Genomic DNA, 22846 nt, shown 5'->3' on the forward strand with positions numbered 1-22846 from the left:
TCCGGGCGGCTCAACCCGCAGCCGGATCCCGACGCCGAGACGTTGATCAACGCTCCGGTGCAGCGTCCTCAGGGCGGGCAGCGGGGGCCGTCCGGTCCCGGGGCTCAGCAGGGGCAGGCACAGCAGCAAGGACAGCCCGGTCAACCGGGTCAGGCAGGACAGCCCTCGCAGCCAGGGCAGTCGGCTCAGGCCCCGCAGCCGGGTCAGGCAGGTCAGCCGCCGTGGACGCAGGGCCGTCCGGCTCCGCGCGGCGGCCAGCCGATGCCGCCGCAGGGCCGTCCGCCTACACAAGGCCAGCAGTATCCGGCTGCCGCGCCAGGCCAGCCCGCTCCGTCGTCCCAGGGCCAGCCGTATCCGCCGCAGTCGCGCACCGGGCAGCGACCGGTCCCGCCGAACCGGCCGCAGCAGGCTCAGCAGCCCCAGAGCGGGCGTCCGCCCCGTTCGCCGGAGAACCGCGCCGCCGGCCCGAACTCCGGCCCGATCCCGATGGGCGCCGCGGCTCAGGGCCAGCGTCCGGTCGAGGGCGGGGAAGCCCCCACGCGTCCGCCGGGCGACCTCGCGCCGGTGATCCTGCCGCAGTCCAACCAGCCGGTCGCGCCGGTCGACCCGGCCGCGCCGATGCCGACCAGCGTGCTGGCCAGCCCGACGCCGCACACCCAGAGCATCATGCCGCCGGCGCCGCGGGTGGCCCCCGCCGACGGCGGCCCGCTGCCCGATCACGGCACGGACAGCGTCCTGCCCTCCGGCGGCAGCGAAGGCCACGGCACCGGCACCCACGGTTCGCAGGGCTCGCAAGGCACCGGAACCGGAACCGGCTCGTTCCCCGGCACCTCGCGGCGCACCGGCTCGCGCGGCACCCGCCGGTCCCGGCGCGGACGGCTCGGCGCGGGTCTCATCGACGTGCCGCCGGTGCCGTACCGCGATCCGTCGACCGCGGTACTGGCGAACCCGGTGGTGGCCGAGGACAAGCGGTTCTGCGGCAACTGCAGCGCGAAGGTCGGCCGAGGCAAGGACGGCCAGCCGGGCGAGCCCGAAGGCACCTGCGAGAAGTGCGGCACGTCGTTCTCGTTCATCGCGAAGCTGAAGGCGCACGAGGTCGTCGGCGGCCAGTACGAGGTGCTCGGCGCGCTCGCCTACGGCGGTCTCGGCTGGATTTACCTGGCCAAGGACCACAACGTGTCCGACCGCTGGGTCGTGCTGAAGGGCCTCATCGACACCGGCGACTCCACCGCGATGGCCGCCGCGGCGAACGAGCAGCGGTTCCTCGCCGAGGTCGAGCACCCGAACATCGTCAAGATCCACAACTTCGTGCAGCATCCGGACGCGCAGACCGGCAACTCCGTCGGCTACATCGTCATGGAGTACGTCGGCGGCCAGTCGCTGCGCGAGCTCGCGCTGCAGCACCACCGCGAGAGCAACCGGCCGGAGCCGCTGCCCATCGGCCAGGTCATCGCGTACGGCCTGGAGATCCTGCCCGCGCTCGGCTACCTGCACGGCCAGGGCCTGCTGTACTGCGACCTCAAGCCCGACAACGTCATCCAGACCCGCGAGCAGCTCAAGCTGATCGACCTCGGCGCGGTGCGGCGGCTCGACGACTACGAGAGCCCGCTGTTCTTCACCACCGGCTACAGCGCGCCCGAGCTGGCGTCGCACGGCGCTTCGGTGTCCTCGGACCTGTACACGGTCGGCCGGACGTTGGCTGTGCTGAGCTTCGAGTTCGCTGGCTACACGCGGGAGTTCAAGAACACGCTGCCCGGGCCTGACGCGGTGCCGTTGTTCGCGCTTTTCGGGTCGTACTACCGGTTCCTGAAGCGCGCTACGCATGCTGATCCGGATCGGCGGTTCATCGCCGCTGATGACATGGCTGATCAGTTGACCGGTGTGCTGCGCGAGATCATGGCGCTGGGGACTGGGCAGCCTCGGCCGGCCGCGTCGACGGTGTTCGGGCCGGAGAGCCGGACTTTCGGCGTTCATCTGGTGGTGCCTGAGCAGGGCGAGCGGGTGCCGTTGCCGGATGCCGCCGAGGTTGTTGCCGGGCTGCCGATTCCGCAGGTGGACACGGACGACCCGGCCGCCGGTGTGCTTGCTACGACGACTGCGCTTGATCCGCACGAGGCGATCGAGGCTCTTGCGACCGCGCCGCGTGAGTCGATTGAGGTGCGGCTGCGGATCGTGCGGGCTCGGATCGAGCTGGGCGAGTTCGTGGAGGCGCAGCGGCAACTGCAGGCCGCGCAGTATTTGGCGATCCGGCACGGGTTTCCGCATGACTGGCGGATTGACTGGTATCGCGGGTTGATCGAGCTGGCCGGTGGGCGGCCGCGCGTCGCGCACGTGGCGTTCGACGCGGTTTACGACGATCTGCCCGGCGAGATCGCGCCGAAGCTCGCGTTGGCGGTTAGTGCTGAGGGCGTTGGGGACTACTTCGGTGCCGCGCGGTTCTACGAGCTGGTGTGGCGGACTGACCGGACGTATGTGAGTGCTGCGTTCGGGCTTGCGCGGGTGTACCTGGCGCAAGGCGCGCGGGAGAGTGCGGTTGAGGTGCTGGAAGGGGTTCCGGCTACTTCTACGCATTACGTGGATGCGCAGGTTGCGGCGATCAAGATCAAGACTCGGGCGCAGGGCACCGGCACCGGCGAACACCCGACTGTCACCGAGGGCGACCTGGTCGACGCGTCGGGTCGGTTGCAGCGGCTCAACCTCGATGCCGAGCGGCACACGCGGCTCAGCGCGGAGGTCCTTGAAGCGGCGTATGACTGGCTGAAGGTGCCGAACCAGACGAAGCCGGTCACGACGGCGAAGGTGCTCGGCTGCGAACTGGAGGAGCGCGACGTCCGATTCGGACTGGAGCGCTGCTACCGGTCGCTGGCTCGGCTCACCGACAACACGACCGACCGGATCGCGCTGGTGGACCGCGCCAACGCCATCCGTCCTCGCACCCTCACCTGACCGTCTGTGAAGGGCTCCTTGAGGGAATCTAAGTCCCTCAAGGAGCCCTTCACGGACCTCAGGGGTTGATGTCCCACTCGCGCTTGTTGCGGCGGTGTTGCTCGGCGAGCTTCTCCAGCGCCTGCGGGTCGCCGTGGGTGCTGAAGTGCTCGAACCCCACTGCGATGAACACTGCCCGGGCATTCACCGCGACCGGCCCGTCGGCGGCGTCCAGGTGCCCGTCCGCGCTCACGTAGATCTTCCGACCGGCGACCCCGTCCAGCCGGGCCTCGATGTACAACGTGGACCCGACCGGCACCGGGCGGCGAAAGTCCGTCTCGAGCTTTCCCGTCACCGCGGGCCGGTGCAGCAGGTTTCCGACCGTCGAGCCGAGCGCCTCGTCGAAGGCACACGCCAGCAGGCCGCCGTGCGCGAGCCCAGGCGCGCCCTGATGCGCGGACGTCACGGTGAACTTCGAGTGCACCGTGTAACCCTCGGCGATGGCTGATTTCAAGTGCAGGCCGCCGTCTACCTCGTCGCCGCAGCCGAAGCATTCGGCGAAGTGGGCGCCTAGCTCAGTGCCGGGCGCGGGGGCCTTCGGGTGGATCTCCGGCGGCTCCACCGGCACGGGCGGCCACGGGCCGGAAACAGGACTCATGGGACGACGTTAACCCGGCGGAAGGACCCGTCGGCACCCGCCCTGACCGGCGCGGGCCCATTTCCTCAGCGCAGGGTAGTCGGAAAATTCCGCACGGTAGAAATTTCGCGACTCACCCTGCCAGCTTGGTTCAACGGGTCAAGACTGGGGAAATGTGCTCCAACGGATGGACCGGGACGTGTGCAGGAGGAGGTCACCGCCGGGATGAGTGAGCCAAAGACGGGGAAACCCGAGGTCGATCAGAGAACAGTCAAACGCGCGGTGATCGCGTCCGCGATGGGTAATGCGACCGAGTGGTACGACTACGGCGTATTCACCTCCGGCGCGATCGCGACGAGTATCGGAACACTGTTCTTCCCCGGCGAGGGCAACGCGGTGCTGAAATCGCTTGCCCTGCTGGCCGTCGGCTTCATCGTACGGCCGTTCGGCGGAGCGTTCTTCGGCCCGTTGGGGGACAAGCTCGGCAGGCAGAAGGTTCTCGCCCTCACCATTTTGCTGATGTCCGGCTGCACCTTCCTGGTCGGCGTGCTGCCGACGTATTCAGGCGGGTACAGCATGGGCATCGCGGCGCCGATCGCGATCTTGTTGCTGCGGCTCATCCAGGGCTTCTCGACCGGCGGCGAGTACGGCGGCGCGGCGACGTTCATCGCGGAATACGCGCCGACGAAACGGCGTGGTTTCTTCGGTTCCTTCCTGGAGATGGGCACCCTGGCCGGCTACGTGCTCGGCAACTCGGTCGTGCTGATCACTTACCTGTCGCTGTCGACCGAGCAGTTCGACTCGTGGGGCTGGCGGATCCCGTTCTTCATCGCGCTTCCGATCGGTGCGATCGGGCTGTACCTGCGGTCGAAGCTCGAGGACACGCCGGAGTTCCGCAGGCTCGAGGCGGCGGGCGAAAAGGCGGAGAAGGCTCCGCTCAAGGAGACCATCCAGCGCAACTGGCGGATGATCCTGAACCTGATCGGCATCGTGCTGCTGCTGAACATCGCCGACTACATGCTGCTCACGACGATGCCGACGTATTTCACCGACACTCTGCACATCGGCGACACCGAGTCCAGCCTGATCATCATCGGCGTGGAGATCGTGCAGTTCGCGCTGCTGATCCCGCTGGGTTCGCTGTCCGACCGGATCGGCCGGAAACCCTTGCTGCTCACCGCGGCCATCGGGTTCATCGTGCTGAGCTGGCCCAGCATCAAGCTGATGCAGAGCGGCAGCCTGCTGTGGCTGATCGTCGGCTTCCTGGTCGTGGCGATCCTGCTGGCGCTGATGCTGGCGGTCATCGGCTCGACGTTCCCGGCGATGTTCCCGACGCGCGTGCGCTACGGCTCGTTCGCCATCGGCTACAACATCTCGACGTCGCTGTTCGGCGGCACCTGCGGCGTGGTCGTCACGGCGTTGATCGGCAGCACCGGCAACGCGGACTGGCCGGCGTACTACTTGATCATCGCGGCCCTTATCGCGCTGGTCCCGATCATCAAGATCCCGGAGACGGCGCGGGTGCCGATCGAGGAGATCGACACCGCGGACACCGGCGGCAAGCTCGCCGGCGCCAGCAAGTGAGCTGCTGAGCCCAAAAGAAAACCGCCCTCCGTCCATTAAGGACAGAGGGCGGTTTTCTTTTAAAGTCAGCTGTTCTGCGTCGCCTCGACCGCCTGCGGAGCGAAGCGCTTACGGGCCCAAGCTGCCAGGCCACCGGCGACCACGACGGCAACAACGGTTTCGATCATCAGTGCAACGAGCACCATGGTGCTTCCTCCTCAGGTTCTCGGGCCGGCCAATCCTGTGCCGGCTGAGCGACTGGTTCGACGGCCGCTCCGGCCGCCACTGAGAACATCGCCCCGAAAGCCCGGGATATTTCGTCGAAAACCCACTTGATCTGGTGACGTCCGCCACTCTTGCCGCGATTGCGTTTCAGCCGGAGGTCGGGCTGGGTAACGACGCGGTTCCCGCAGGTGAACGCAGGGATGCGGGAGCCCGTTCGCTCGTGGTCGGATGCGCCCGCGGCGGTTGCGCCGGCCGAGACGTTCCCGCCCGCTGACCGGTCGGTTCCGTCGGCGGCGGCTTGTCCGGCGAGCCAGGGCTCACCTCCGGACCGGGCGCGGGTGCCTGCAGCGGGTCCGTCGAGGTCTTCATCGGCTCGGCCGGACTGGACGGCGCTGGCGAGACGGTGGCGAGTCCCGGCCCGGCGGGCATCACCGGCGGCTGCTCGGTCCCGCGGCTGCCCACCGCGAGACCGGCCACCACGATCACCGCGACCGTCGCGGCGGAACTGCCCGCGACCGCCCAGCGCTTGCGCTTCCGGCGGATAGCGGCACCTCGCACGATCACGTCGGCGGCGTCGACCTGCATCGGCGGGCCGTCCGGCGCCTGCGCGAACAAGGCGCGCACAGCTTCGGTGTCGTCGGAATCCATCTCGTTCACCTCCTTCCCGGGACAGGCAGTGCCTCGAAATGCGGGCCCAGCCGGGTCCGCAAGGTGGCCAGACCGCGCGCGGCCTGGCTTTTCACAGTGCCAGTCCGGCAGCCGAGCGCCGCGGCGGTCTCCTCGACGGACAGGTCTTCGAAGTACCGCAGCACCAGCACCGCGCGCTGGCGCGGGGCCAACGCGGCGAGTGCCTGCTGGATCAGCTGGTCGTGCTCAGTCTCGGCGGCAGGGGCCGGGACGTCGGGTGGTGCGTCGGTGAGCCGCTCCCGTTTCCAGCGGCTGCGGCGGTTTTCCGCGAGGAAAGTGCGCAGCACGATTTTGCGCGCGTAAGCGTCGAGCGCGTCGTGCCGGGCCAGCCGCGGCCAGGCGAGGTACAGCTTGAGCAGCGCCGCCTGTGCGAGATCCTCGGCCCGGTGCCAATCCCCGCAAAGCAGGTAAGCGGTGGACCGCAGGCTGTGCGCGCGCTCGCCGAAGTACCGGGCGAACTCGCCGTCCCACGGCGAGCTCGGCCCGGACGCCGGACTGGAGCGGGAGGGCACCGGGTGATCAGCCCCAGACCGAGGGCAGGTGCAGGTCGCCGGTCGGGCCCGCGGGCACGGCAGTCGGGACGCGCTTGCCGGCAGCCTTCGGCGGCTGGCCCGGGGTAGCGACCCGCGGCGCACCCGGGGCCGGAGCGGCGGTGGTCTGACGGCCCGTGGGCGCCGGGGCGGGCGCGGCGGTGGGCCGCTCGGCCGGGGCGGTCTTCGTCGGGGCCGGCTGCGCCGACGGCGGGGCGTCCGCGGCGAAAGCGACCGCGCCGCCGGTCAGCGCGCCTCCGGCGAGCAGCAGCGAACCGATGGCGAGAGCGAAGCGAACACGCACGAGTTTCCTCCTGGTTCCACGAGCGCCGGGTGGCGCTTGTCTGCTCTAGTCATGCGGCCGGCGCTCGCCGGGGTTGCATCGGGTTTTTCTTTTCTCGCCGGACACGCGAACGGCCGGGAGCGTTCGAGAGCTCCCGGCCGTCCGGTGGTGCTTGTTCGGTTCTCGGTTACGCGGACAGCGCCGACAGCTTGGTCCACGACGCCCAGTCGTAGGTCCAGTCGTTGTAGTCGCCGTCCTTCGCGCCCAGCTGCTGGGTGCTGCCGGAGATCTCCACCGGGTCGCCGGGCAGGACGCTGTCGTAGTAGATCTTCGCGTTCGCCGGCGACAGGTTGAGGCAGCCGTGCGAGATGTTCTTCTTGCCCTGCGCCCAGATCGACCCCGCGAGACCGTGGATGAACTCGCCGTTGTTGGAGATCCGGACCGCCCACGGCACGTTCACGTCGGTGTAGTTGTAGCGCGGGTTGCTCATCGAGTACGTCGCGTGCTTCGACATCACCACGTGCGTGCCGCTGTGCGTGACGCGGCCCGGGTCGGAGTCGAGGCCGTAGCTCACCGGGAAGTCCATGACCTGCTGGCCGTCGCGGACGACCTGCATGGTGTGTTCCTGGGTGTTGCCCTTGACGATCTGCGAGCGGCCGATGGTGAAGCTCGCCGAGACGTCCTGCTTGCCGTAGACGCCGTCGCCCATCGAAACGCCGTAGATGTTGGCCGAGACGACGACCTTCGTGTTCGGCTTGAAGTACTCCTTCGGCCGCCAGTGCACCGAAGTGTCGCCGTTGAGCCACGCCCAGGCGCCCTCGGTCTTCGGCGTGGTTTCCACCGACAGCGCGCGCTCGACGGAGGCCTTGTCCTTGACCGCGCTCGGGAACGTGAGCGCGATCGGCATCGCGATGCCGTAGGTCTGCCCGTCGCCGACGTTCAGGCTGCCCTGCATCTGGCGGCGCGGCTTGACCGTGGTGAACGAGCCGTTGATCTGGACCTGCTTGCCGTCCTCGCCGGTGGCCTGGCCGGACCAGGTGTAGGTCTTGCCGTAGCCGAGGTCTTCGGTGCTGCTCCAGCTCTTCTTGTCCGGCGAGGGCTGTCCCTGCACCTGTTTGCCGTCGGCGTTGGTGAGCGTGACGGCTCCGATGGTGCCGTTGGCGACGGTCACCTTCGCCGGTTGGCCCGGCGCCACGTCGCCCGCCCCGGAAGCCGGCGTGATCGCCACGGCCGCCGCTTTCGCGGGCGTGGCAGGCGCCTCGGTAGGCCCGCCGCCCGCGGTCCCGCCCGCGTTCACGCTCGACCCGCCGCCGCTGCACGCCCCGAGCGTGAGCGCGGCGACCAAGCCCAGCACCGCGACGCCGGCCCGGCGGCGTGCGAAGTGTCGGATTGTCACACCGATCCCCAATCTCCCCTTGGTACCCCGAACACCCAGACGTCCCGAGATGCCTTCACGTTCACCGGAAAAGGGGTGACCAGCATCACACTGCACCGAGTGACCATTACGGAGGCGGCTCGATCGACCGCGCACTGTGCATCACCGAACTGCGCTGGGTGTACTGGATCAGAGTAGCCGCGAGGTCCGACAGCGGTGCGTAGGCGGCGATACGACGTTCCGGTGATGCGCGCACGATGGAACCGATCCTTGCGATCAACGGGGTTCAGATTTGGTGAGATCCCGGTAGGCTGCTGACCAGGCCGTCGTTTTGCGTGTTCGTGGCTTCACACTCGCGGAACTTCTGACGCGAGCCGTGGGGCCGTAAAAGCTCTTCGCTCGTCTCGTTGGAACCGCCCGGGACGGCCTGGGTGCCGCTTCGGTGGCATTCGAAGCGGATCTGTTACGAGGAGTACAGCGGTGGCGCAAGGCACTGTGAAGTGGTTCAACGCGGAGAAGGGCTTCGGCTTCATCGCGCAGGACGGCGGCGAAGGCGACGTTTTCGTGCACTACTCGGAGATCGAGGGACGCGGCTTCCGCACCCTCGAGGAGAACCAGCGAGTGGAGTTCGAGGTCGGCCAGGGGCAGAAGGGCCCGCAGGCCCAGAAGGTCCGCGCGATCTGAGTCAGGCCCGCGCGTTTTCTCAGGCCTGAAAGAAGGGCCCCGACGGGATTTCCCGTCGGGGCCTTTTTTCATTGCGGGTTCCGTTGTGGGGAATGTTTGAGGCGACGGTTACCGCGGTTGATCGTGGGTTGATCGCGGCTGATCGTGGGCTGCGGTTCGGTCGGCCGGGGCTTGGCGGCTTGAGCCTGGCCCGGGGTGGGATGGGCCACGGGCTTACTCGGGTCGCGCGTTGACCGGTGTTGCTGGCGACGGTTCGGTGGTCGCCGGTGGGGGTCTTGGGGTGAGCGCCGGTCGGGGTGGCTCGGGGGTGCGCCACGGCTTGCTCGGGTTCGGGCGGTCGGCGGGCTGCCTGGGTTCGGCTTGGGTTCGGCGAGCGTGGCTGGGGTTGGTTCGGCTGCGGCTCGGGGGTGCGCGGCTGGGGTTGGTTCGGTTGGGGTTCGGGGACCGTGGCTGGGGTTGGTTCGGCTGGGGCTCGGAGAGCGTGGCTGAAGCCTGGTTCGGCGGGTTCGGTGCGGGCGGATGTCGGCGGGTCTGGGCACGGATGGGCGACGCCGGATCGGTTGGTTGCTTCGACTGTGAGTGGGTGCGGCCGAGTTGACTCGATCGGGTGGCCGAGGGGCGGTGGCGGGCGGGAGGCTTGGGCTGATTGCCGGGTTTGGCGGCTGGGCTGAGGGCCGAGGTCAGTCGCCCGGACCGGAGTCGGCTGCGTGAGCCGGCCGCCCTAGCTGGCGGCCGGAGTCGGCTGCCCGAGTCGGCTGCCTGAGTCGGCGACTGGAGTCGGTTGCGCGAGTCGCGGCTGGAGTTGGCTGCCGGAGTCCAGTTGCGCGGGCTGGCTGCGCGCCTTGCTCAACGCGCTGCCGTGATGCCCCGCCGCGCTGTGTCGCCGCCGCGGCACCCCGCGCACGTCGCGTCTCCGCCGCGCCGCGCTGCCGGGCTGGGGCGGCGCTGCGCTGTCGGACTGCGGTTGCGCCGCGCTGCCGGACTGGGGCTGCGCCGCGCTGCCGGACTGGGGCTGCGCCGCGCTGTCGGGCTGGGGTTGCGCTGCGCTGTCGGACTGCAGTTGCGCTGCGCTGTCGGACTGGGGTTGAGCCGGGCCGGGTTGCGGTTGCGCCGCACTGTCGGGTCGAGCCACAGCCCTGCGTCCCCTCACTGTGTGCCCGCGCCTGCTCGCGAGCCGCGCGCCGCCCGCGGCGAACTATCAGCCGGGCCGTCCGTTTCGCGCCAAGGCCAAGTCGTCGGCTAGGAGAATCCGCGAGCGTCCCGCCCATCGGGACACTGGCTGTCCAGCGGCCCGGAAAAGGGAAAACCCCCGGCCGTCGGGGGAAGCCGGGGGTTTTCGTTCAGGGGGGCGGGGATCAGCGCCCGACGAGGGGCTGCTCGAAGGTCTCCGCCGGGAAGTGGAACTCGTCGGTCATCGCGTCGGAGTGGCGGCGCTCCTGGGCGGAGGACGCCTGGCCCTCCCACGAGAGGCGCTCCAGGATCCATTCCTGCGCCAGGGCCTGCGGGGTCAGGTTCCGGGCGACGGCGATGTCCTTGAGCTGCTGGCTGGCGATGAGGTTCATGCGCAGCTGGTAGACCTGCGCGTCGCCGAAGCGGCTGCCGGTTCCGGTGCTCTCCGGGTCGGAGTCCGGGGCGAGCGCGGCGAGGTAGCTGGTGAGCTCCTTGTCCTCGACGACTTCGTCGCCGGCGGCCTTGGCGGCATTACGATGCCGCCCGCTCGAGACGGCTTTGAGATTCGTGCGGCTGCTGAGGCGGCCGAGGGAGGGAAGAGGCACGCGGTCACGATAACGGTTGGGTCTCGGCAAAGAAACCACTGTGAGCCACGACACACGCATTTCCGTGCTCGGCCAGCCCAATTTGATCACCTGTTCAGCCCAGTCGGTAAACGCATTTCGCGACTGTCTGTTGATCAGGAGTACGGAGAGTAGATCCGCAGGTCAGCACCGGTGTGCAGAAATGGAGAGACCCCCGCGCCAGGGGGAGGAACGCGGGGGTCGGAGGGGATCTCCACAGGCGCTGACCGGGGGTGTGTCAGCAACACCGATTGTTGCACGAGTTCCGGGGATCGGCGAGGGGAAGCCGGGAGAAATCGTTCTGCGCGATCTTGGAATGCGTTACCAGGGAAGCTTCGGAGAGTGTTCACAGGTTCACTCTCCGGGGGGCTGCCGGTGCCGCTCGCCGCTGGTTAGCCTCGCGGCCAGTTGTTGCGAACCGCATGGAGGGGCCATGAGCGGATCGGTCGAAGTTCGTCAGTTCCTCCTTCGGTACGAAGGTGCCGACGGGGGAAGCACGTCACTGTCCGGCGGCGTGCCGGCGCAGCGCGGGTCGTCGGAAGGGCAACGGGTCTCCGACGACCAGGTCCGCCGAGCCCGGCTGGCCGTCGCGGCCGGCGCGCTCGACGTGGAGGACTGCGTGCAATTGCTGGAGATGCTCGGGCTGAGTCCGGGTGACGACGGCGAGGCGCCCGTGCAGCGCTGACTCGGCCGGCTCAGGCGCGGGCGAGTCGTCGTGGCCACCGGTCTTGGCGTGAACTCGTGTCTCGATGGACGGGAAGCGCGGCTTGAGCGGGTCCGGATTCCCGGCGTGCGGGGTCGCCTCCGGCGTAGAGTGGCGTGGCGCACACCGATCGTCCGGAGCGGCTTCGGGCGGGCCGATCGGCGTCGCGTGGTGCGGCCAGGTTGTCGACGCGGACGTTGTCGCAGGTCGGAGGCTCGCTGACCGCTTAAGGAACCCCCGGTGCAAACCCCTTGGAACGTGCCCTATGCTTGTAATCGCTCCCAGGGGAACACCTGAGAGCGCGGTCGGTCGGTACACCGAAACCGACCGGGCTCCCATCGTTCAGTGGCCTAGGACTCCGCCCTTTCAAGGCGGCAACGCGGGTTCGAATCCCGTTGGGAGTACGCAGTACCAGTAAGGCCCTGTGGCGCAGTTGGTTAGCGCGTCGCCCTGTCACGGCGAAGGTCGCGGGTTCGAGTCCCGTCAGGGTCGCAAGATCGTTCGGCTCCTAGCCGGCGTTCCCGGCCAGGTAGCTCAGTTGGTACGAGCGTCCGCCTGAAAAGCGGAAGGTCGCCGGTTCGACCCCGGCCCTGGCCACACCGTTACCTGCGAAAAGAGCCCTCATTCATCCGGATGGGGGCTGTTTCGTTTTTCGGCCGTCTCCTGCGGCTCTGCGCGGGGACCCTTGAGTTGCCGCGCGACGTTCCCCGGCTGCCGTTGGGCGGCCACGAGTCTTGGCTCGACGGTCGTGGTGCCGTGGTCGTGCCTGAGGCAGTGGACCGCGGCTCCCGCGTGTCCGCGCAGGCCACTCCGGCCAACTGCGTCGACCTTGGCTCCGCCATTCGGAAGCAGTCTTGCCAAACCTCCGGATCGCTACTTAGCCTCAATAACATCTCAGAGGTCTGGACCACTTGGAGGTCGAGAATGCCGGGAGATGTGGGGCGTCGCAGTTTTCTCGCCGGGTCGGCGGCGGTGGGGGTCGGGGCAGTGGGGGCGATGACACCGTTGGGAGCTGAGGCGGCGGCCGTCGAGGCGCAGGCCGGGGTGGCGGTTTACGCGAACAACGTCGGTTACGCGCCCGGTGCGCCCAAGCGGGCGGTGCTCGCGACCGGGTCGCCGCGGGCGATTCCGAGGTTTACCGTCGTCGACGTCGCCACTGGGAAGGTCGTCTTCACTGGGAGTCCGCGGCCGGCCGCTCAGGTTCCGGGTTGGGACGACCGGCATTACTGGACCGCTGATTTTTCCGCACTGAAGACCGAGGGCGAGTACGTCCTGCTCGCCGCGGACGGGCGGTCGCAGCCGTTCCGCGTCGATCAGCAGGTGCTTGAGCGCTACACGCTCTCTCACGTCGTGCACTACTTCAAGGGCACCCGCAGCTCGGACCGCTTCGATCGCCAGGACCGCGCAGCGCCGATCGGCCCCAAGGGCACGCAGGTCATGGACGCGCACGGCGGCTGGTACGACGCGACCGGCGACTTCGGCAAGCACTTCACCCAGCTGTCGGATCGCAGCTACTTCAACACTCTGCAGATTCCGCTCACCGCCTGGGTGCTGGCCAAGGCGTACCAGCGGCTCACTGCGCGCGGCGACACCAACTTCACCCAATTGCGAACCTGGCTGGCCGACGAAGCGCTGTTCGGCGCCGATTACCTGCGCCGGGTGAAGCTTGCGGACGGCACGTTCGTCACCTCGGTCATCCAGCCTGGGCCGCCGAAAGATCCGAAGCTGCGGTACGTCCTGGCGAACAGCGACGGCGAGCCCGTCCAGGTGAATTACCGCGAAGGCGGCGGGGTCGCGATCGCGGCGCTGGCTGCGGCGACCACGCTGGACGCGTCGGGCGACTACTCCCACGAGGAGTACCTGGCGACGGCGGAAGCGGCGTTCGACTTCCTGGAGCACCACAACGTCGAAATGACCAATGACGGCAAGGAAAACATCCAGGACGACTACGGCGCGTTGCTGGCGGCGGTCGAGTTGTATCAGGTGACCAAGAAGCCAGTATACCGCGAAGCGGCGGATCGTCGAGCGCACAACCTGTTGCAGCGCTTGGTTTCCTGGAAATCCTACCGAGACTACTGGCGCGCGGACGACGGCGATCGGCCGTACTTCCATCCCTCTGACGCTGGGCTGCCGGTGATCAGCCTGCTCGCCTACGCCGATATCGCTGACGCGGCAACGGTTTCCGAGGTGCTGAAGGCGGTGCGGCGGTCGCTGGAGTTCGAGCTGGCGGTGACTGCCGAGGTGCCTAACCCGTTTGGGTATGCGCGGAATCTTGTGCAAGATGGAGAGGGTAAGAGGTACAGCTCATTTTTCTTCCCGCACAACGTCACGCCGCGAGTGAAAGACCAGTGGTGGCAGGGCGAGAACGCGCGGATCGCGTCGCTGGCGACCGCCGCTCGGCTTGCCGCGCAACGGTTTTCGGGCGAGTTCGCGGGTCGGCTGCGGTCGTACGCGGCGGACCAGCTGAACTGGATCTGCGGCAGCAACCCGTACGGCGTGTGCATGCTCGACGGCAGCGGCCGCGACAACCCGCAGTACAGCTGGCTCGGGTCGTGGCAGTTCCTGCCGACGGCGGGCGGGATTGTCAACGGCATCACCGGCTTGAACGAGGACGGCAGCGGAATAGCGTGGGACCGCGGTTACGTGGTCACCGGAAAGGACGACGATTGGCGGTGGGATGAACAGTGGTTGCCGCATTCGTCGTGGTACCTGTATGCGGTCGCAGTGGGGGATTGAGGTGGGTCCCGGGGCGTTGGGCGATCGGCAGGTTCCGGTGGCGCTGCGGGATAGACACCTGCTCTGGCGAGGACGGTGAAGGGATGCTCACGGGAAGTTCCCCGGGATCCCGTTGCCGACGCCTGGTTCGGTGGGTTCGCAGAGCGTTGTCGTGCCCGGGACGAGGTGCACTGTGGAGCTTGATCGTGCCGAGTGTGATGCGCGGCGTCGGGTCGCCGTGAGGTGGCTGCACCTTGGCACCGGCGTCAGAACTTGGCCGTGCCCGGCACGATCTGAATCGTGCCGGGCACGCCAGGTACGTCAGCTCGCAGCTAGAGCGAACGCTAGATCAACGGCCCGCGGAACTTAGCCGTCCCCGGCACCAGTTCCACGGTCCCAAGCCCGCCATGAGCACTCGCGTACGCCAGCTCACGCGAAAGATCGCCGACACCGTTCGTCCCGGGCTGCGGGGCCAGGTTCAGCGTGCTCAGCACCCCGAGCGCGTTGCCGTCCCGGTCAAGGAAGCCGCTTCCCGAGTCGCCGGGGATGCCGGGGGTCACCGTCAGTACGGTGTGGCTCCAGCCGCCGCCGGTGTCGCCCAGGCTGGTGCCCTGTTTGGGGGACAGCTGGGTGATGCCGCCGCGCAGTTCGGAGTTGCCGTAGCTGAGCACCGTGCCTAGTTGCTTCGTGCCGGCGGTGTTGACGCCGGTCGGGCCGCCCCAGAAGGGCAGGCTCGGGTTCACCTTGGACACATCCGCCGGGTCGACCTTCACGAGCGCGAGATCGTTGTACTGGCAGGTGTTCGCGTCCGCTTCGTGGCGGGACTGCATGGTCAGCCACGAGTTGTACACAAGCGTCCCGGGCTTGCTCGCTCCGGTGATCGAGACCGGAGTGCCGATCGGGAGCGAACCGGCGGAGCAGCCGTTCGTTTCGGTCGAGCCGCCGGTGCCGGAGCAGTGCGCGGCTTGCCCGAGGAAAACGTCCGTTCCGTTGCTGTACACGAAGTTCGAGGTGCATTGCGCCCCGTTGGTGTGCGTCTGCACCCCGGGGTGCACGGCGGCGGTGTCCGCCGGGGCCCAGGTCGGGGCCGCTGCCCACGCGGTCGCGGGCAGCAATGCGGCGGCGGTCGCCAGTGCCGTCACCGCACTGGCCCGGGCCAGTGGTCGAGGGGTCTTCATCGGGCTCCCTTCGAGAAAGGCCAGCACTCACTCGGACGTGTGCTACTGACTGGTAGGCATCGCGGGGTACATCACACCAGAGAGTGGTGCCAGTCACAACCGTCGTGACCCTGGGTGATTGTTGACCTAGAGCTAGCTGGAGGTTGCAGACTGGCCCTATGACCGGGGAATGGAACATCGAAGCAGCCGACGTCGACGCTTACCTCGCGCGCGTGGGGCAGCGGCGAGAGAAGCCGTCCGTAGCGGCGCTGGGGCGGTTGGCGCAGGCGCACGTTCGGGCGATCCCGTTCGAGAACATCGATGTGGTGATCGGGCGACACCGCGGGATCGAGCTCGACGTCGTCAGCGAGAAGCTCGTCGGACGCCGCCGGGGCGGGTATTGCTACGAGCAGGCCGGGCTGTTCGCGGCCGTCGCCGAGCAGCTCGGGTACGAGGTGCAGCGCACGGTCGCGCGGGTGCAGCCGCGGAAGAGCGGGCCGTACACCCACATGACGCTGGTGATTACCGTTGAGGGGCAACAGTTTCTGGTAGACGTCGGATTCGGCGCGGGGATCCTGCTGCCGATGCCGCTGATCGACAGGGCCGAAGTGGACCAGGCCGGCTGGACACATCGGATGACCCTGCGCGACGGCTGGTGGGTGCTGCAGAAACAGGACGGCGACGGCTGGGAAGACCTGCACGAGGTACTGCCTCAGGTGAGCAGCCGCCCGATCGACTACCAGGTGTTCCACCACTACACGTCCACGCATCCGAAGTCGCCGTTCACCGGGCGGATCGTGGTGATGCGGCTTGAGCCCGGCCGGTTCCGCAGGCTGCTCGGCCGCGAATACCAGGAGAGCCACCCGGACGGCACGGTCGAGAACCGCACGATCGAACCGGTCGATCTCGGCAAGACGTTGGAGGATCTGGACGTCTTCCTCGCCGACGACGAGCTGGCGGCACTGCTCGAGACTTACTGAAACAGCTCCGCGGCGGCCAGCGGCCGGCCGAGGTGGTAGCCCTGGGCCTGGTCGCAGCCGAGTTCTCGCAGCAGCGCAAGCTCTTCCGCGGTCTCGACGCCTTCCGCGACCACCGTCAGATCCACCGCGTGCGCCATCGCGATGATGCTCGTGACGATCGCGGCCGCGTCGCGGGAGTCGGCGATTCCGGTGATGAACGAGCGGTCGATCTTGAGGGTGTCCAGCGTCAGGCGACGCAGCTGGGCCAGCGACGAATAGCCGGTGCCGAAGTCGTCGATGGCCAGCAGAACCCCGAGAGAACGCAAGGCGGACAACACTTCCGCGGCCGCCGACGTGTCGCGCATGAGCGCGCTTTCGGTGACCTCCAACGTCAACGAGCCGGGCGGCAGGCCGGTGGTGGCCAGTGCGTCGCGGACCGCCGGGACCAGATGCGGGTCGTCCAGTTGCCGGACGGAGAGGTTCACTTTCAGGCTGAGGTCGAGGCCCCGGCCATTGCGCAGGGCGGCCAGTTCGCGCGTCGTGTCGCGCAGGACGTACTTGCCCAGCACGTTGATCAGTTCGCTTTCCTCGGCCAGCGGAATGAATTCCGCTGGCGAGATCGCGCCGTGTTTCGGGTGCGTCCAGCGCAGCAACGCTTCGACGCCGACCATTTCGCCGGTGCGCAGGTCGACCACCGGCTGATAGGCGGGCCACAGTTGTCCACTGTGGACAGCGTCGCGGAGATCCTGTTCCATCCGCAGCCGGCGCTGCATGCGCTCGCGCAGTGCGACGTCGAAGAATTCGAACCGGCCGCGGCCGCGGGATTTCGCTTGGTACATCGCGACATCCGCGTCACGCAGCAAATCCTCCGCGCTGCGGCGGTCGTCCGGTTCGACGAGGACGATGCCCATACTCGCGTCGAGGTGCAGTTGCCTGCCGTGCACCGAAACCGGTTCCGCCAGCACGGAACGCAGGTGTGCGGCGAAGACCCCGACCTGCGCCTGGCCGGTCGTCGCGGACGTGACGACCACGAACTCGTCGCCGCCCAGCCTGCCGACGACGTCGTCGGGCCCGGTGGCCCGGCGCAGGCGTTCGCCGGCGATGCGCAGCACCTGGTCGCCGACCGGGTGGCCGAGGGAATCGTTGATCAGCTTGAACTTGTCCAGGTCGAGGAACAGCACGGCGGCCGCCTCGGCGCCGTCGCGGCGGTCGAGCCGGTCCAGCACCAGGGTGCGGTTGGCGAGCCTGGTCAGCGGGTCGTGGGTCGCCTCGTGAGCCAGCCGGGCGCTGATCGCGCGCCGTTCGGTGATGTCGGTGAAGGACGTGACCACGGAGACGCCGTTCGGGTCGTCCGAGTCGAGCAACCGCGAGGTCAGGGACACCCACACGTCGCGGCCGTCGGGCCGGCGCAGGCGCACGACCAGGCCGTTGTGCGTGCTTCCGGTGCGGCGCGTGCGCATGGACGGCAGCTCGTCGTCCGGGATCCGGTTGCCGTCCTCGTCGAACAGCACGAGCGTCGTGCACGGGACACCGAGCAGCTTCGTCCCGGGGACGCCGAGGATGCGACAGGCGGACGGGTTCGCTGACTGGATCAGGCCGGTCGGGCCGATGACCAGGACGCCCTCGTCGAGCGCGGCGACGACCGTCGCGTAGTGCTGCTCCACACGTCGACGTGCGGTTTCGTCAGTGCAGACCAGGAGGAAGCCGTCGACGGTCTCGGTCGCGGACACCCGGACCTGCCGCGGCGAGCCGTCCCGGCCGCGGTGGGTTTGTGCGGCGACGCCGTCGCGGATCGCGGCCGGGTTCGGGTCGATGCCGAGCACCTCGTGCACCCGGCGGCCGAGCGCCTCCGGGGCGGGCCAGCCGTAGACGGTCTCGGCGGCCGGGTTCCAGCCGGTGACGATGCCTTCGGCGGTGATCGTGACGATGGCGTCGCTGACGTGCGTGACCAGCGCTTCTTGCGCGCGGACGGCAGCGGCGGCGGCGTGTTTGACGGTGCTGTCGCGGATCACCACTTGGAACGACGGCGGATTCGAGTCGCTGGTGCGCACCGAAACGGTTTCCGCCACGAATTTGCTCCCGTCCAACCGTTTCAGCACCGCTTCGCGCGGTTCCGCACTGGGATCCTCAAGCAGCTGCGTGGATTCGGCGGCCACGAAGTCCCTGAACTCTTGGCTGACGACCTCGTGCGCCGCCCGTGCCGCGAACAGGTCGAGCGCGGCCTGGTTGGCGTAGGTGACGACGCCGCCGGAATGCACGCAGATCGCGTCCGGGCTCTGTTCCATCAGCAGCTGGTAGCGGTCGGACAGCTCCGCGAGGTCGGACTTGTCCGGCTCGGTTTCCGCGACCGCCGAGGCGACGCCGAGCAGGCCGGTCGTGTGGTCCTGTTCGCCGACAGTCCGCGCGCGCAGCCGGATGCGGCGAGGGGTCCCGTCGGCGCCGTCCTGTGGCTGTTCGAGTTCGAAATCGCGGCCGGGCGGGGTACGGCGGAGGTTCGCGGTGAGCGGGCGCAGCAGCTCGGTGAGCCGATCGCACAGCTCCTTGCCGGTCGCGCCGGGGAGGCCGAGGACGGCGTCGAGGCCGGGCAGCCACGTGAGGGTCGCCGGTTCGGAGGCATGCAGGGAGAACAGGACCCCCGCGCCGGCGTCCGGCCGCAGGCCCGCGAGCTGGGCGCGCCGGGTGATTCCACCCGGTTCACCGGCCAGGGCGTCAGCCTCCATGGTGCTTCCGATCCCCCTTGTCGGCGTATGGCCCGTCGATTACACCACCGAGTGAAGCCTGTGTATATCCACACGGGGAGCCGCTTGCATCACTCGTCTGGACGCCGACGGCGGTGCTATCGGGCGATGCGGGGCACGCTGCGCAGTCGCGGACCCCACACGAGCAGGCCGAAGTGGGCCGCACAGGCATGTCCGAGGACCGTCACGACGGAGGCGAGACTGGCCGGATCGTCGGTCACATAAACGCTGATAACGAATAGCTCAAGGGCCACGATCCCGGCGATCCTGGCCCGTCCGCGCAGCAGCGCGACGAGCACGCCGGCGGTGGTGAGGAAGCCGTAGCTGACCCCGATGTCGAGCCAGCGGCCCGCGGAATGCGGCAGGACGTCGGTGTGGATCAGGGCCATGACCGGAAGTTCGGTGGCGATCGTGGCGAGCACGTGCCCGCTGAAGAAGACGAGCGCCGTCCGGAGCCCGCCGAAGCGGCGCTCGAACGGGGCGACCGCGATCGCGAAGATCACCGCGTACGGCAGCCAGCCGCCGTCGGCGATCCAGAACGCGCTGGTCAGAAGTGCGGTGAGGGGGTGGCGCGCCATGTTGTGCGCGTCGGTGCTGGAGACGGCGAGGAGTTTGTCGGTGAGCTTGGGGCTGGCGAAACGGATGAGCAGCGAGGTGCCGAGGAGGAGAACGAGGTAGCCGAAGGTGAACGGCGTGGACCGCGGGCTGGGGACGAGGGCGAGCCAGGCCCGTTTCGGCCGCCAGGTCGCGGGGATGGCCAGGAACGGAAGTCTGGGCGCGGGCTGGACGAGGTCGAGCGGATCGCTGTCCGGCAGCACGGCCGTCGCCGTCGGCCCCGGGGATCCGATGAGGTCGGCCAAATGGGTTCCGCCTGCCCGGGTCGTGGCCGCGGCCCCGGCCGGTTCGAGGACGTCGGTGGTTCCGGCGGGCGGGACGGACGTGGGAGCCTGCCCGCGCAGCCACGTCAAGGAGCGCCACTTCCGGGGAGTTCCCGTGGTGGCAGCACTGCGCGTCGGGCGGGGTGCCGGATCCGGCTCGCGCAGCGACATGCGTCCAGAGTGGCTGGGCATGCTGGGATTTTGGCCAAGAGCAGCTGTGAATGCGCTGTGATTCACACCCGCTAGAGTGAGCACTCAGGGTAGAAGGTTTCGCCCTTTGTCACCCGTTCGGTGGGCTCATCCGGTAGGAATAGGCCACTCCTGGTGAAAGGTCTCGCTGGTGAACGACGAGGTTTCGGTCGCCGAGCTGTTGGTGCGCGAAGGACACGAACGACGGATCCCGCCGCCGTCCCGGTCCCGGTGGCGCATGGTTTCGGTGATGCTCGCGGTGATCGTCGGCTGCGGGGCGGCGGCCATGCTCGTCTCGTACGGGACCACGGCGAGCGACGGGGCCTCCCGGATCACCGAGATGCGCGTGGTCGAGATGCCGGATCGCACCGGCGGCGCTGGCGGCGTCGATGAGACCAACCCGCCGACGCCCACCGGCGAGGAAACCGAAGGGGGCACGGTCAGCGTCGGGGATGCTCCTTCGAGCAAGGTGAACGTCAACCCGCTCGGCGAGCACAGCACGCCTGCTCACTCGGCTGATTCCGCTCCGTCTCATCCGGCGTCGAGCGAACGACCGGAGACCACCGGTCCGACTGCGCCGCCGCAGCCGTCGTCGAGCCCTTCGGGTCCGTCGAGTTCGAGTCAGCCGTCTTCGCCGAGCAGCCATGAGCCGCCGTGCGTCCTGAACATTATTTGTCTCTGAGTTGTGTACCGGGTGAAACCCTGAGCGTCCGCTGAGCGTGGTCCGCGCCGGGCGGTAGAACCCGGCATGATCGGCCGCGTGCCGAATACAAAGCTGCGTGCCTGGCTCCTCGAAGGCGAGCACAAGCGCGCCCAGCAGATGACCGGTGGCAAGCGGGAGACTAAAAAGGCCGAACAGCCGTGGTGGAAGGTCATGTGCCTCACCGGTGTCGACTACTTCTCCACGCTCGGATATCAGCCGGGGATTGCCGCACTCGCCGCGGGAGTGTTGTCGCCGTTGGCCACTGTGGTGCTGGTGGTGCTGACTCTTGCCGGGGCGCTGCCGATCTATCGGCGGGTCGCGCGGGAGAGTCCGCATGGCCAGGGGTCGATCGCGATGCTGGAGAAGCTGCTGTCCCGGTGGGGCGGGAAGCTGTTAGTGCTTGCGCTGCTTGGGTTTGCGGCTACTGACTTCGTCATCACGGTGACGTTGTCGGCGGCGGATGCGACTGCGCATGTTATTGAGAATCCGTTTGTTCCGGCTGCGTTGCATGGCGGGCAGGTCTGGATCACGTTGGTGCTCATCGCGTTGCTGGGGGCGGTGTTTCTCAAGGGGTTCGCTGAGGCTATCGGGGTCGCGGTCGTTCTCGTCGGGGTTTATCTCGCGTTGAACGTCGTGGTGGTGGTTGTCGCGTTGGCGCATGTGTTCGGGGCACCGCAGCTTGTTGTCGACTGGCAGAATTTGCTGGTTAGTGAGCATCCCAATCCTTGGATGATGGTTGGGGTTGCGCTGGTGGTGTTTCCCAAGCTTGCGTTGGGGTTGTCTGGGTTTGAGACTGGGGTTTCGGTGATGCCGCTGGTCCGGGGGTCTCGTGGGGATACTGAGGCCGATCCGGTCGGGCGGATTCGGAATACTCGGCGGTTGCTCGTTACTGCGGCGTTGATCATGAGTGCGTTCTTGATTACGTCCAGTTTTGCTACTGCGGTGTTGATTCCGCAGCGGGAGTTTCAGGCTGGCGGGAAGGCTAACGGGCGGGCGTTGGCTTATCTGGCGCATAGTTATCTTGGGGATGGGTTTGGTACGGTTTATGACGCCAGTACCATTGCGATTTTGTGGTTTGCCGGGGCTTCGGCGATGGCTGGACTGCTGAATATCGTGCCTCGGTATTTGCCGCGGTATGGGATGGCTCCGGACTGGGCTCGGGCTACTCGGCCGTTGGTGATCGTGGTTTCTCTTATCGCGTTTGTTATTACGTTGATCTTTGATGCTGATGTCGAGGCTCAGGGTGGGGCGTATGCTACTGGGGTTTTGGTGTTGATTTCGTCGGCTTCGGTGGCGGTTACGCTGTCTGCTCGGCGGCTTAAGCAGCGGGCGTTTTGGGGTTATCTGGCGATCACGGTGGTGTTTTTGTACACGACGATCGCTAATGTGGTGGAGCGGCCGGAGGGGGTGAAGATCGCTGGGTTCTTTATTGGGGCGATTGTGTTGACCTCGTTGATCTCTCGGGCTACGCGGTCGTTGGAGTTGCGGGTCGAGAAGGTTGAGTTCGACGCGGCTGCGCAGCGGATCGTGGACAAGGCGGTGCGGTCGGGGGCGGTTCGGATTATTGCTAATGAGCCGGATGCTCGGGATGAGGAGGAGTATCGGGAGAAGGAGCGGGAGGCGCGGGAGGACAATCATATTCCTCGGGACAGTGCGTTGTTCTTTCTTGAGGTTACCATTTCGGATGCTTCGGATTTTGAGACTACGTTGCGGGTGCATGGGGAGAAGCGGGCTGGGTATCGGATTTTGCGGATGAAGAGTCCGTCTATTGCTAATGCTATTGCGGCGGTTTTGTTGCATCTGCGGGATGAGACTGGGGAGCGGCCGCATATTTACTTTGCTTGGACGGAGGGGAATCCGTTTAAGTTCTTGGGGCGGTATTTGTTTTTTGGGGATGGGGATGTGCCTCCGGTTACGCGGGAGGTGCTGCGTCGGGCGGAGCCGGATCCGCAGCGGAGGCCGTTGGTGCATGTGGGGTGAGTTTCGGCTCGTCGCCTGGCGGCGACCTTGCCGTGGGGGTTGCGTGGGGCACCCCGAAGGTTGATTGTGCTGACGGTTCGGGGGTGCTTGTCAAGGCGGGTAACGATCCATGTCAATCAACC

The 22846-nt window shown here is 67.8% G+C and carries 18 protein-coding genes and 3 tRNA genes; 11 read left to right on the top strand and 10 right to left on the bottom strand.

Annotated elements, in window-relative coordinates; genetic code table 11:
• The first annotated feature begins 486 nt into the window (after positions 1 to 486).
• Complete coding sequence (locus tag ACFXI3_RS07650; protein ID WP_378398724.1) at positions 487 to 2946, top strand: tetratricopeptide repeat protein; 2460 nt, start codon at positions 487 to 489, stop codon at positions 2944 to 2946.
• A gap of 58 nt (positions 2947 to 3004) precedes the next feature.
• Here the strand turns inward: ACFXI3_RS07650 and ACFXI3_RS07655 are convergent, their stop codons facing one another.
• A complete protein-coding gene (locus ACFXI3_RS07655) occupies positions 3005 to 3583 on the bottom strand; it encodes a PaaI family thioesterase (protein WP_344287963.1) in 579 nt (192 codons plus the stop codon).
• A gap of 204 nt (positions 3584 to 3787) precedes the next feature.
• Here ACFXI3_RS07655 and ACFXI3_RS07660 point away from each other — a divergent pair, with 204 nt between their 5' ends.
• On the top strand, positions 3788 to 5146 hold the full coding sequence (locus ACFXI3_RS07660) for an MFS transporter (RefSeq protein WP_344287965.1): 1359 nt from the start codon (positions 3788 to 3790) through the stop codon (positions 5144 to 5146).
• 351 nt (positions 5147 to 5497) lie between these two features.
• Here ACFXI3_RS07660 and ACFXI3_RS07665 read toward each other — a convergent pair whose 3' ends face one another.
• The 5 genes from ACFXI3_RS07665 to ACFXI3_RS07685 all read right to left on the bottom strand — a co-directional run bounded on the left by ACFXI3_RS07665 (position 5498) and on the right by ACFXI3_RS07685 (position 8481).
• On the bottom strand, positions 5498 to 5998 hold the full coding sequence (locus ACFXI3_RS07665; RefSeq protein WP_378398693.1) for a hypothetical protein: 501 nt from the start codon (positions 5996 to 5998) through the stop codon (positions 5498 to 5500).
• 5 nt (positions 5999 to 6003) lie between these two features.
• A complete protein-coding gene (locus ACFXI3_RS07670) occupies positions 6004 to 6549 on the bottom strand; it encodes a SigE family RNA polymerase sigma factor (protein ID WP_344287969.1) in 546 nt (181 codons plus the stop codon).
• 7 nt (positions 6550 to 6556) lie between these two features.
• Positions 6557 to 6871, bottom strand: a complete 315-nt coding sequence (locus ACFXI3_RS07675) for a hypothetical protein (RefSeq protein WP_378398695.1) — start codon at positions 6869 to 6871, stop codon at positions 6557 to 6559.
• A gap of 166 nt (positions 6872 to 7037) precedes the next feature.
• The gene (locus ACFXI3_RS07680; RefSeq protein ID WP_344287973.1) at positions 7038 to 8246 is read right to left on the bottom strand and encodes an Ig-like domain-containing protein; all 1209 of its coding nucleotides are present in this window, start codon (positions 8244 to 8246) and stop codon (positions 7038 to 7040) included.
• Between the two features lie 106 nt (positions 8247 to 8352).
• On the bottom strand, positions 8353 to 8481 hold the full coding sequence (locus ACFXI3_RS07685; protein ID WP_344287975.1) for a hypothetical protein: 129 nt from the start codon (positions 8479 to 8481) through the stop codon (positions 8353 to 8355).
• 224 nt (positions 8482 to 8705) lie between these two features.
• Here ACFXI3_RS07685 and ACFXI3_RS07690 point away from each other — a divergent pair, with 224 nt between their 5' ends.
• Complete coding sequence (locus tag ACFXI3_RS07690; protein ID WP_003097368.1) at positions 8706 to 8909, top strand: cold-shock protein; 204 nt, start codon at positions 8706 to 8708, stop codon at positions 8907 to 8909.
• A 1355-nt stretch (positions 8910 to 10264) separates the two neighbouring features.
• Here ACFXI3_RS07690 and ACFXI3_RS07695 read toward each other — a convergent pair.
• The gene (locus ACFXI3_RS07695) at positions 10265 to 10684 is read right to left on the bottom strand and encodes a hypothetical protein (protein WP_344288003.1); all 420 of its coding nucleotides are present in this window, start codon (positions 10682 to 10684) and stop codon (positions 10265 to 10267) included.
• Between the two features lie 451 nt (positions 10685 to 11135).
• Here ACFXI3_RS07695 and ACFXI3_RS07700 point away from each other — a divergent pair, with 451 nt between their 5' ends.
• From ACFXI3_RS07700 to ACFXI3_RS07720, 5 genes are all read left to right on the top strand, one after another.
• Positions 11136 to 11387, top strand: a complete 252-nt coding sequence (locus tag ACFXI3_RS07700) for a hypothetical protein (protein WP_378398698.1) — start codon at positions 11136 to 11138, stop codon at positions 11385 to 11387.
• A 349-nt stretch (positions 11388 to 11736) separates the two neighbouring features.
• A tRNA-Glu gene (locus ACFXI3_RS07705) sits at positions 11737 to 11809 on the top strand.
• Positions 11810 to 11823: 14 nt separating this feature from the next.
• Positions 11824 to 11897: transfer RNA gene (locus tag ACFXI3_RS07710), tRNA-Asp, on the top strand.
• Between the two features lie 31 nt (positions 11898 to 11928).
• Positions 11929 to 12002 (top strand) — tRNA-Phe (locus ACFXI3_RS07715).
• A gap of 399 nt (positions 12003 to 12401) precedes the next feature.
• Positions 12402 to 14141 carry a glycoside hydrolase family 9 protein gene (locus ACFXI3_RS07720; RefSeq protein ID WP_378398700.1) on the top strand — a complete coding sequence of 580 codons (1740 nt, stop codon included), beginning with the start codon at positions 12402 to 12404 and terminating at the stop codon, positions 14139 to 14141.
• Positions 14142 to 14464: 323 nt separating this feature from the next.
• Here ACFXI3_RS07720 and ACFXI3_RS07725 read toward each other — a convergent pair whose 3' ends face one another.
• Positions 14465 to 15298 (bottom strand): serine protease, encoded by an 834-nt coding sequence (locus ACFXI3_RS07725; RefSeq protein WP_344288011.1) that lies wholly within the window; start codon positions 15296 to 15298, stop codon positions 14465 to 14467.
• Positions 15299 to 15456: 158 nt separating this feature from the next.
• Here ACFXI3_RS07725 and ACFXI3_RS07730 point away from each other — a divergent pair, with 158 nt between their 5' ends.
• The gene (locus ACFXI3_RS07730) at positions 15457 to 16257 is read left to right on the top strand and encodes an arylamine N-acetyltransferase (RefSeq protein ID WP_378398702.1); all 801 of its coding nucleotides are present in this window, start codon (positions 15457 to 15459) and stop codon (positions 16255 to 16257) included.
• Here the strand turns inward: ACFXI3_RS07730 and ACFXI3_RS07735 are convergent.
• A complete protein-coding gene (locus tag ACFXI3_RS07735) occupies positions 16251 to 18956 on the bottom strand; it encodes an EAL domain-containing protein (RefSeq protein WP_378398703.1) in 2706 nt (901 codons plus the stop codon). The two genes, ACFXI3_RS07730 and ACFXI3_RS07735, sit on opposite strands and share 7 nt — an antisense overlap.
• A 116-nt stretch (positions 18957 to 19072) precedes the next feature.
• A complete protein-coding gene (locus ACFXI3_RS07740; protein ID WP_378398705.1) occupies positions 19073 to 20044 on the bottom strand; it encodes a rhomboid-like protein in 972 nt (323 codons plus the stop codon).
• A gap of 148 nt (positions 20045 to 20192) precedes the next feature.
• On the opposite strand from ACFXI3_RS07740, the gene ACFXI3_RS07745 reads away from it, so the two are divergent.
• Both ACFXI3_RS07745 and ACFXI3_RS07750 read left to right on the top strand, forming a co-directional pair.
• Complete coding sequence (locus tag ACFXI3_RS07745) at positions 20193 to 20723, top strand: hypothetical protein (protein ID WP_378398707.1); 531 nt, start codon at positions 20193 to 20195, stop codon at positions 20721 to 20723.
• A 66-nt stretch (positions 20724 to 20789) separates the two neighbouring features.
• The gene (locus ACFXI3_RS07750) at positions 20790 to 22724 is read left to right on the top strand and encodes an amino acid transporter (protein ID WP_378398709.1); all 1935 of its coding nucleotides are present in this window, start codon (positions 20790 to 20792) and stop codon (positions 22722 to 22724) included.
• Positions 22725 to 22846 lie beyond the last annotated feature (122 nt).

The sequence above is a fragment of the Amycolatopsis sp. NPDC059235 genome (genome assembly GCF_042754125.1).
GTDB lineage: Bacteria > Actinomycetota > Actinomycetes > Mycobacteriales > Pseudonocardiaceae > Amycolatopsis > Amycolatopsis albidoflava.

Excerpts from the sequence above, each read along its gene's own strand:
- ACFXI3_RS07650 (WP_378398724.1), top strand. The coding sequence starts at position 487 with ATGGGCGCCGCGGCTCAGGGCCAGCGTCCGGTCGAGGGCGGGGAAGCC.
- ACFXI3_RS07655 (WP_344287963.1), bottom strand. The coding sequence starts at position 3,583 with ATGAGTCCTGTTTCCGGCCCGTGGCCGCCCGTGCCGGTGGAGCCGCCG.
- ACFXI3_RS07660 (WP_344287965.1), top strand. The coding sequence starts at position 3,788 with ATGAGTGAGCCAAAGACGGGGAAACCCGAGGTCGATCAGAGAACAGTC.
- ACFXI3_RS07665 (WP_378398693.1), bottom strand. The coding sequence starts at position 5,998 with ATGGATTCCGACGACACCGAAGCTGTGCGCGCCTTGTTCGCGCAGGCG.
- ACFXI3_RS07700 (WP_378398698.1), top strand. The coding sequence starts at position 11,136 with ATGAGCGGATCGGTCGAAGTTCGTCAGTTCCTCCTTCGGTACGAAGGT.
- ACFXI3_RS07720 (WP_378398700.1), top strand. The coding sequence starts at position 12,402 with ATGACACCGTTGGGAGCTGAGGCGGCGGCCGTCGAGGCGCAGGCCGGG.
- ACFXI3_RS07725 (WP_344288011.1), bottom strand. The coding sequence starts at position 15,298 with ATGAAGACCCCTCGACCACTGGCCCGGGCCAGTGCGGTGACGGCACTG.
- ACFXI3_RS07730 (WP_378398702.1), top strand. The coding sequence starts at position 15,457 with ATGACCGGGGAATGGAACATCGAAGCAGCCGACGTCGACGCTTACCTC.
- ACFXI3_RS07735 (WP_378398703.1), bottom strand. The coding sequence starts at position 18,956 with ATGGAGGCTGACGCCCTGGCCGGTGAACCGGGTGGAATCACCCGGCGC.
- ACFXI3_RS07740 (WP_378398705.1), bottom strand. The coding sequence starts at position 20,044 with ATGCCCAGCCACTCTGGACGCATGTCGCTGCGCGAGCCGGATCCGGCA.
- ACFXI3_RS07750 (WP_378398709.1), top strand. The coding sequence starts at position 20,790 with ATGATCGGCCGCGTGCCGAATACAAAGCTGCGTGCCTGGCTCCTCGAA.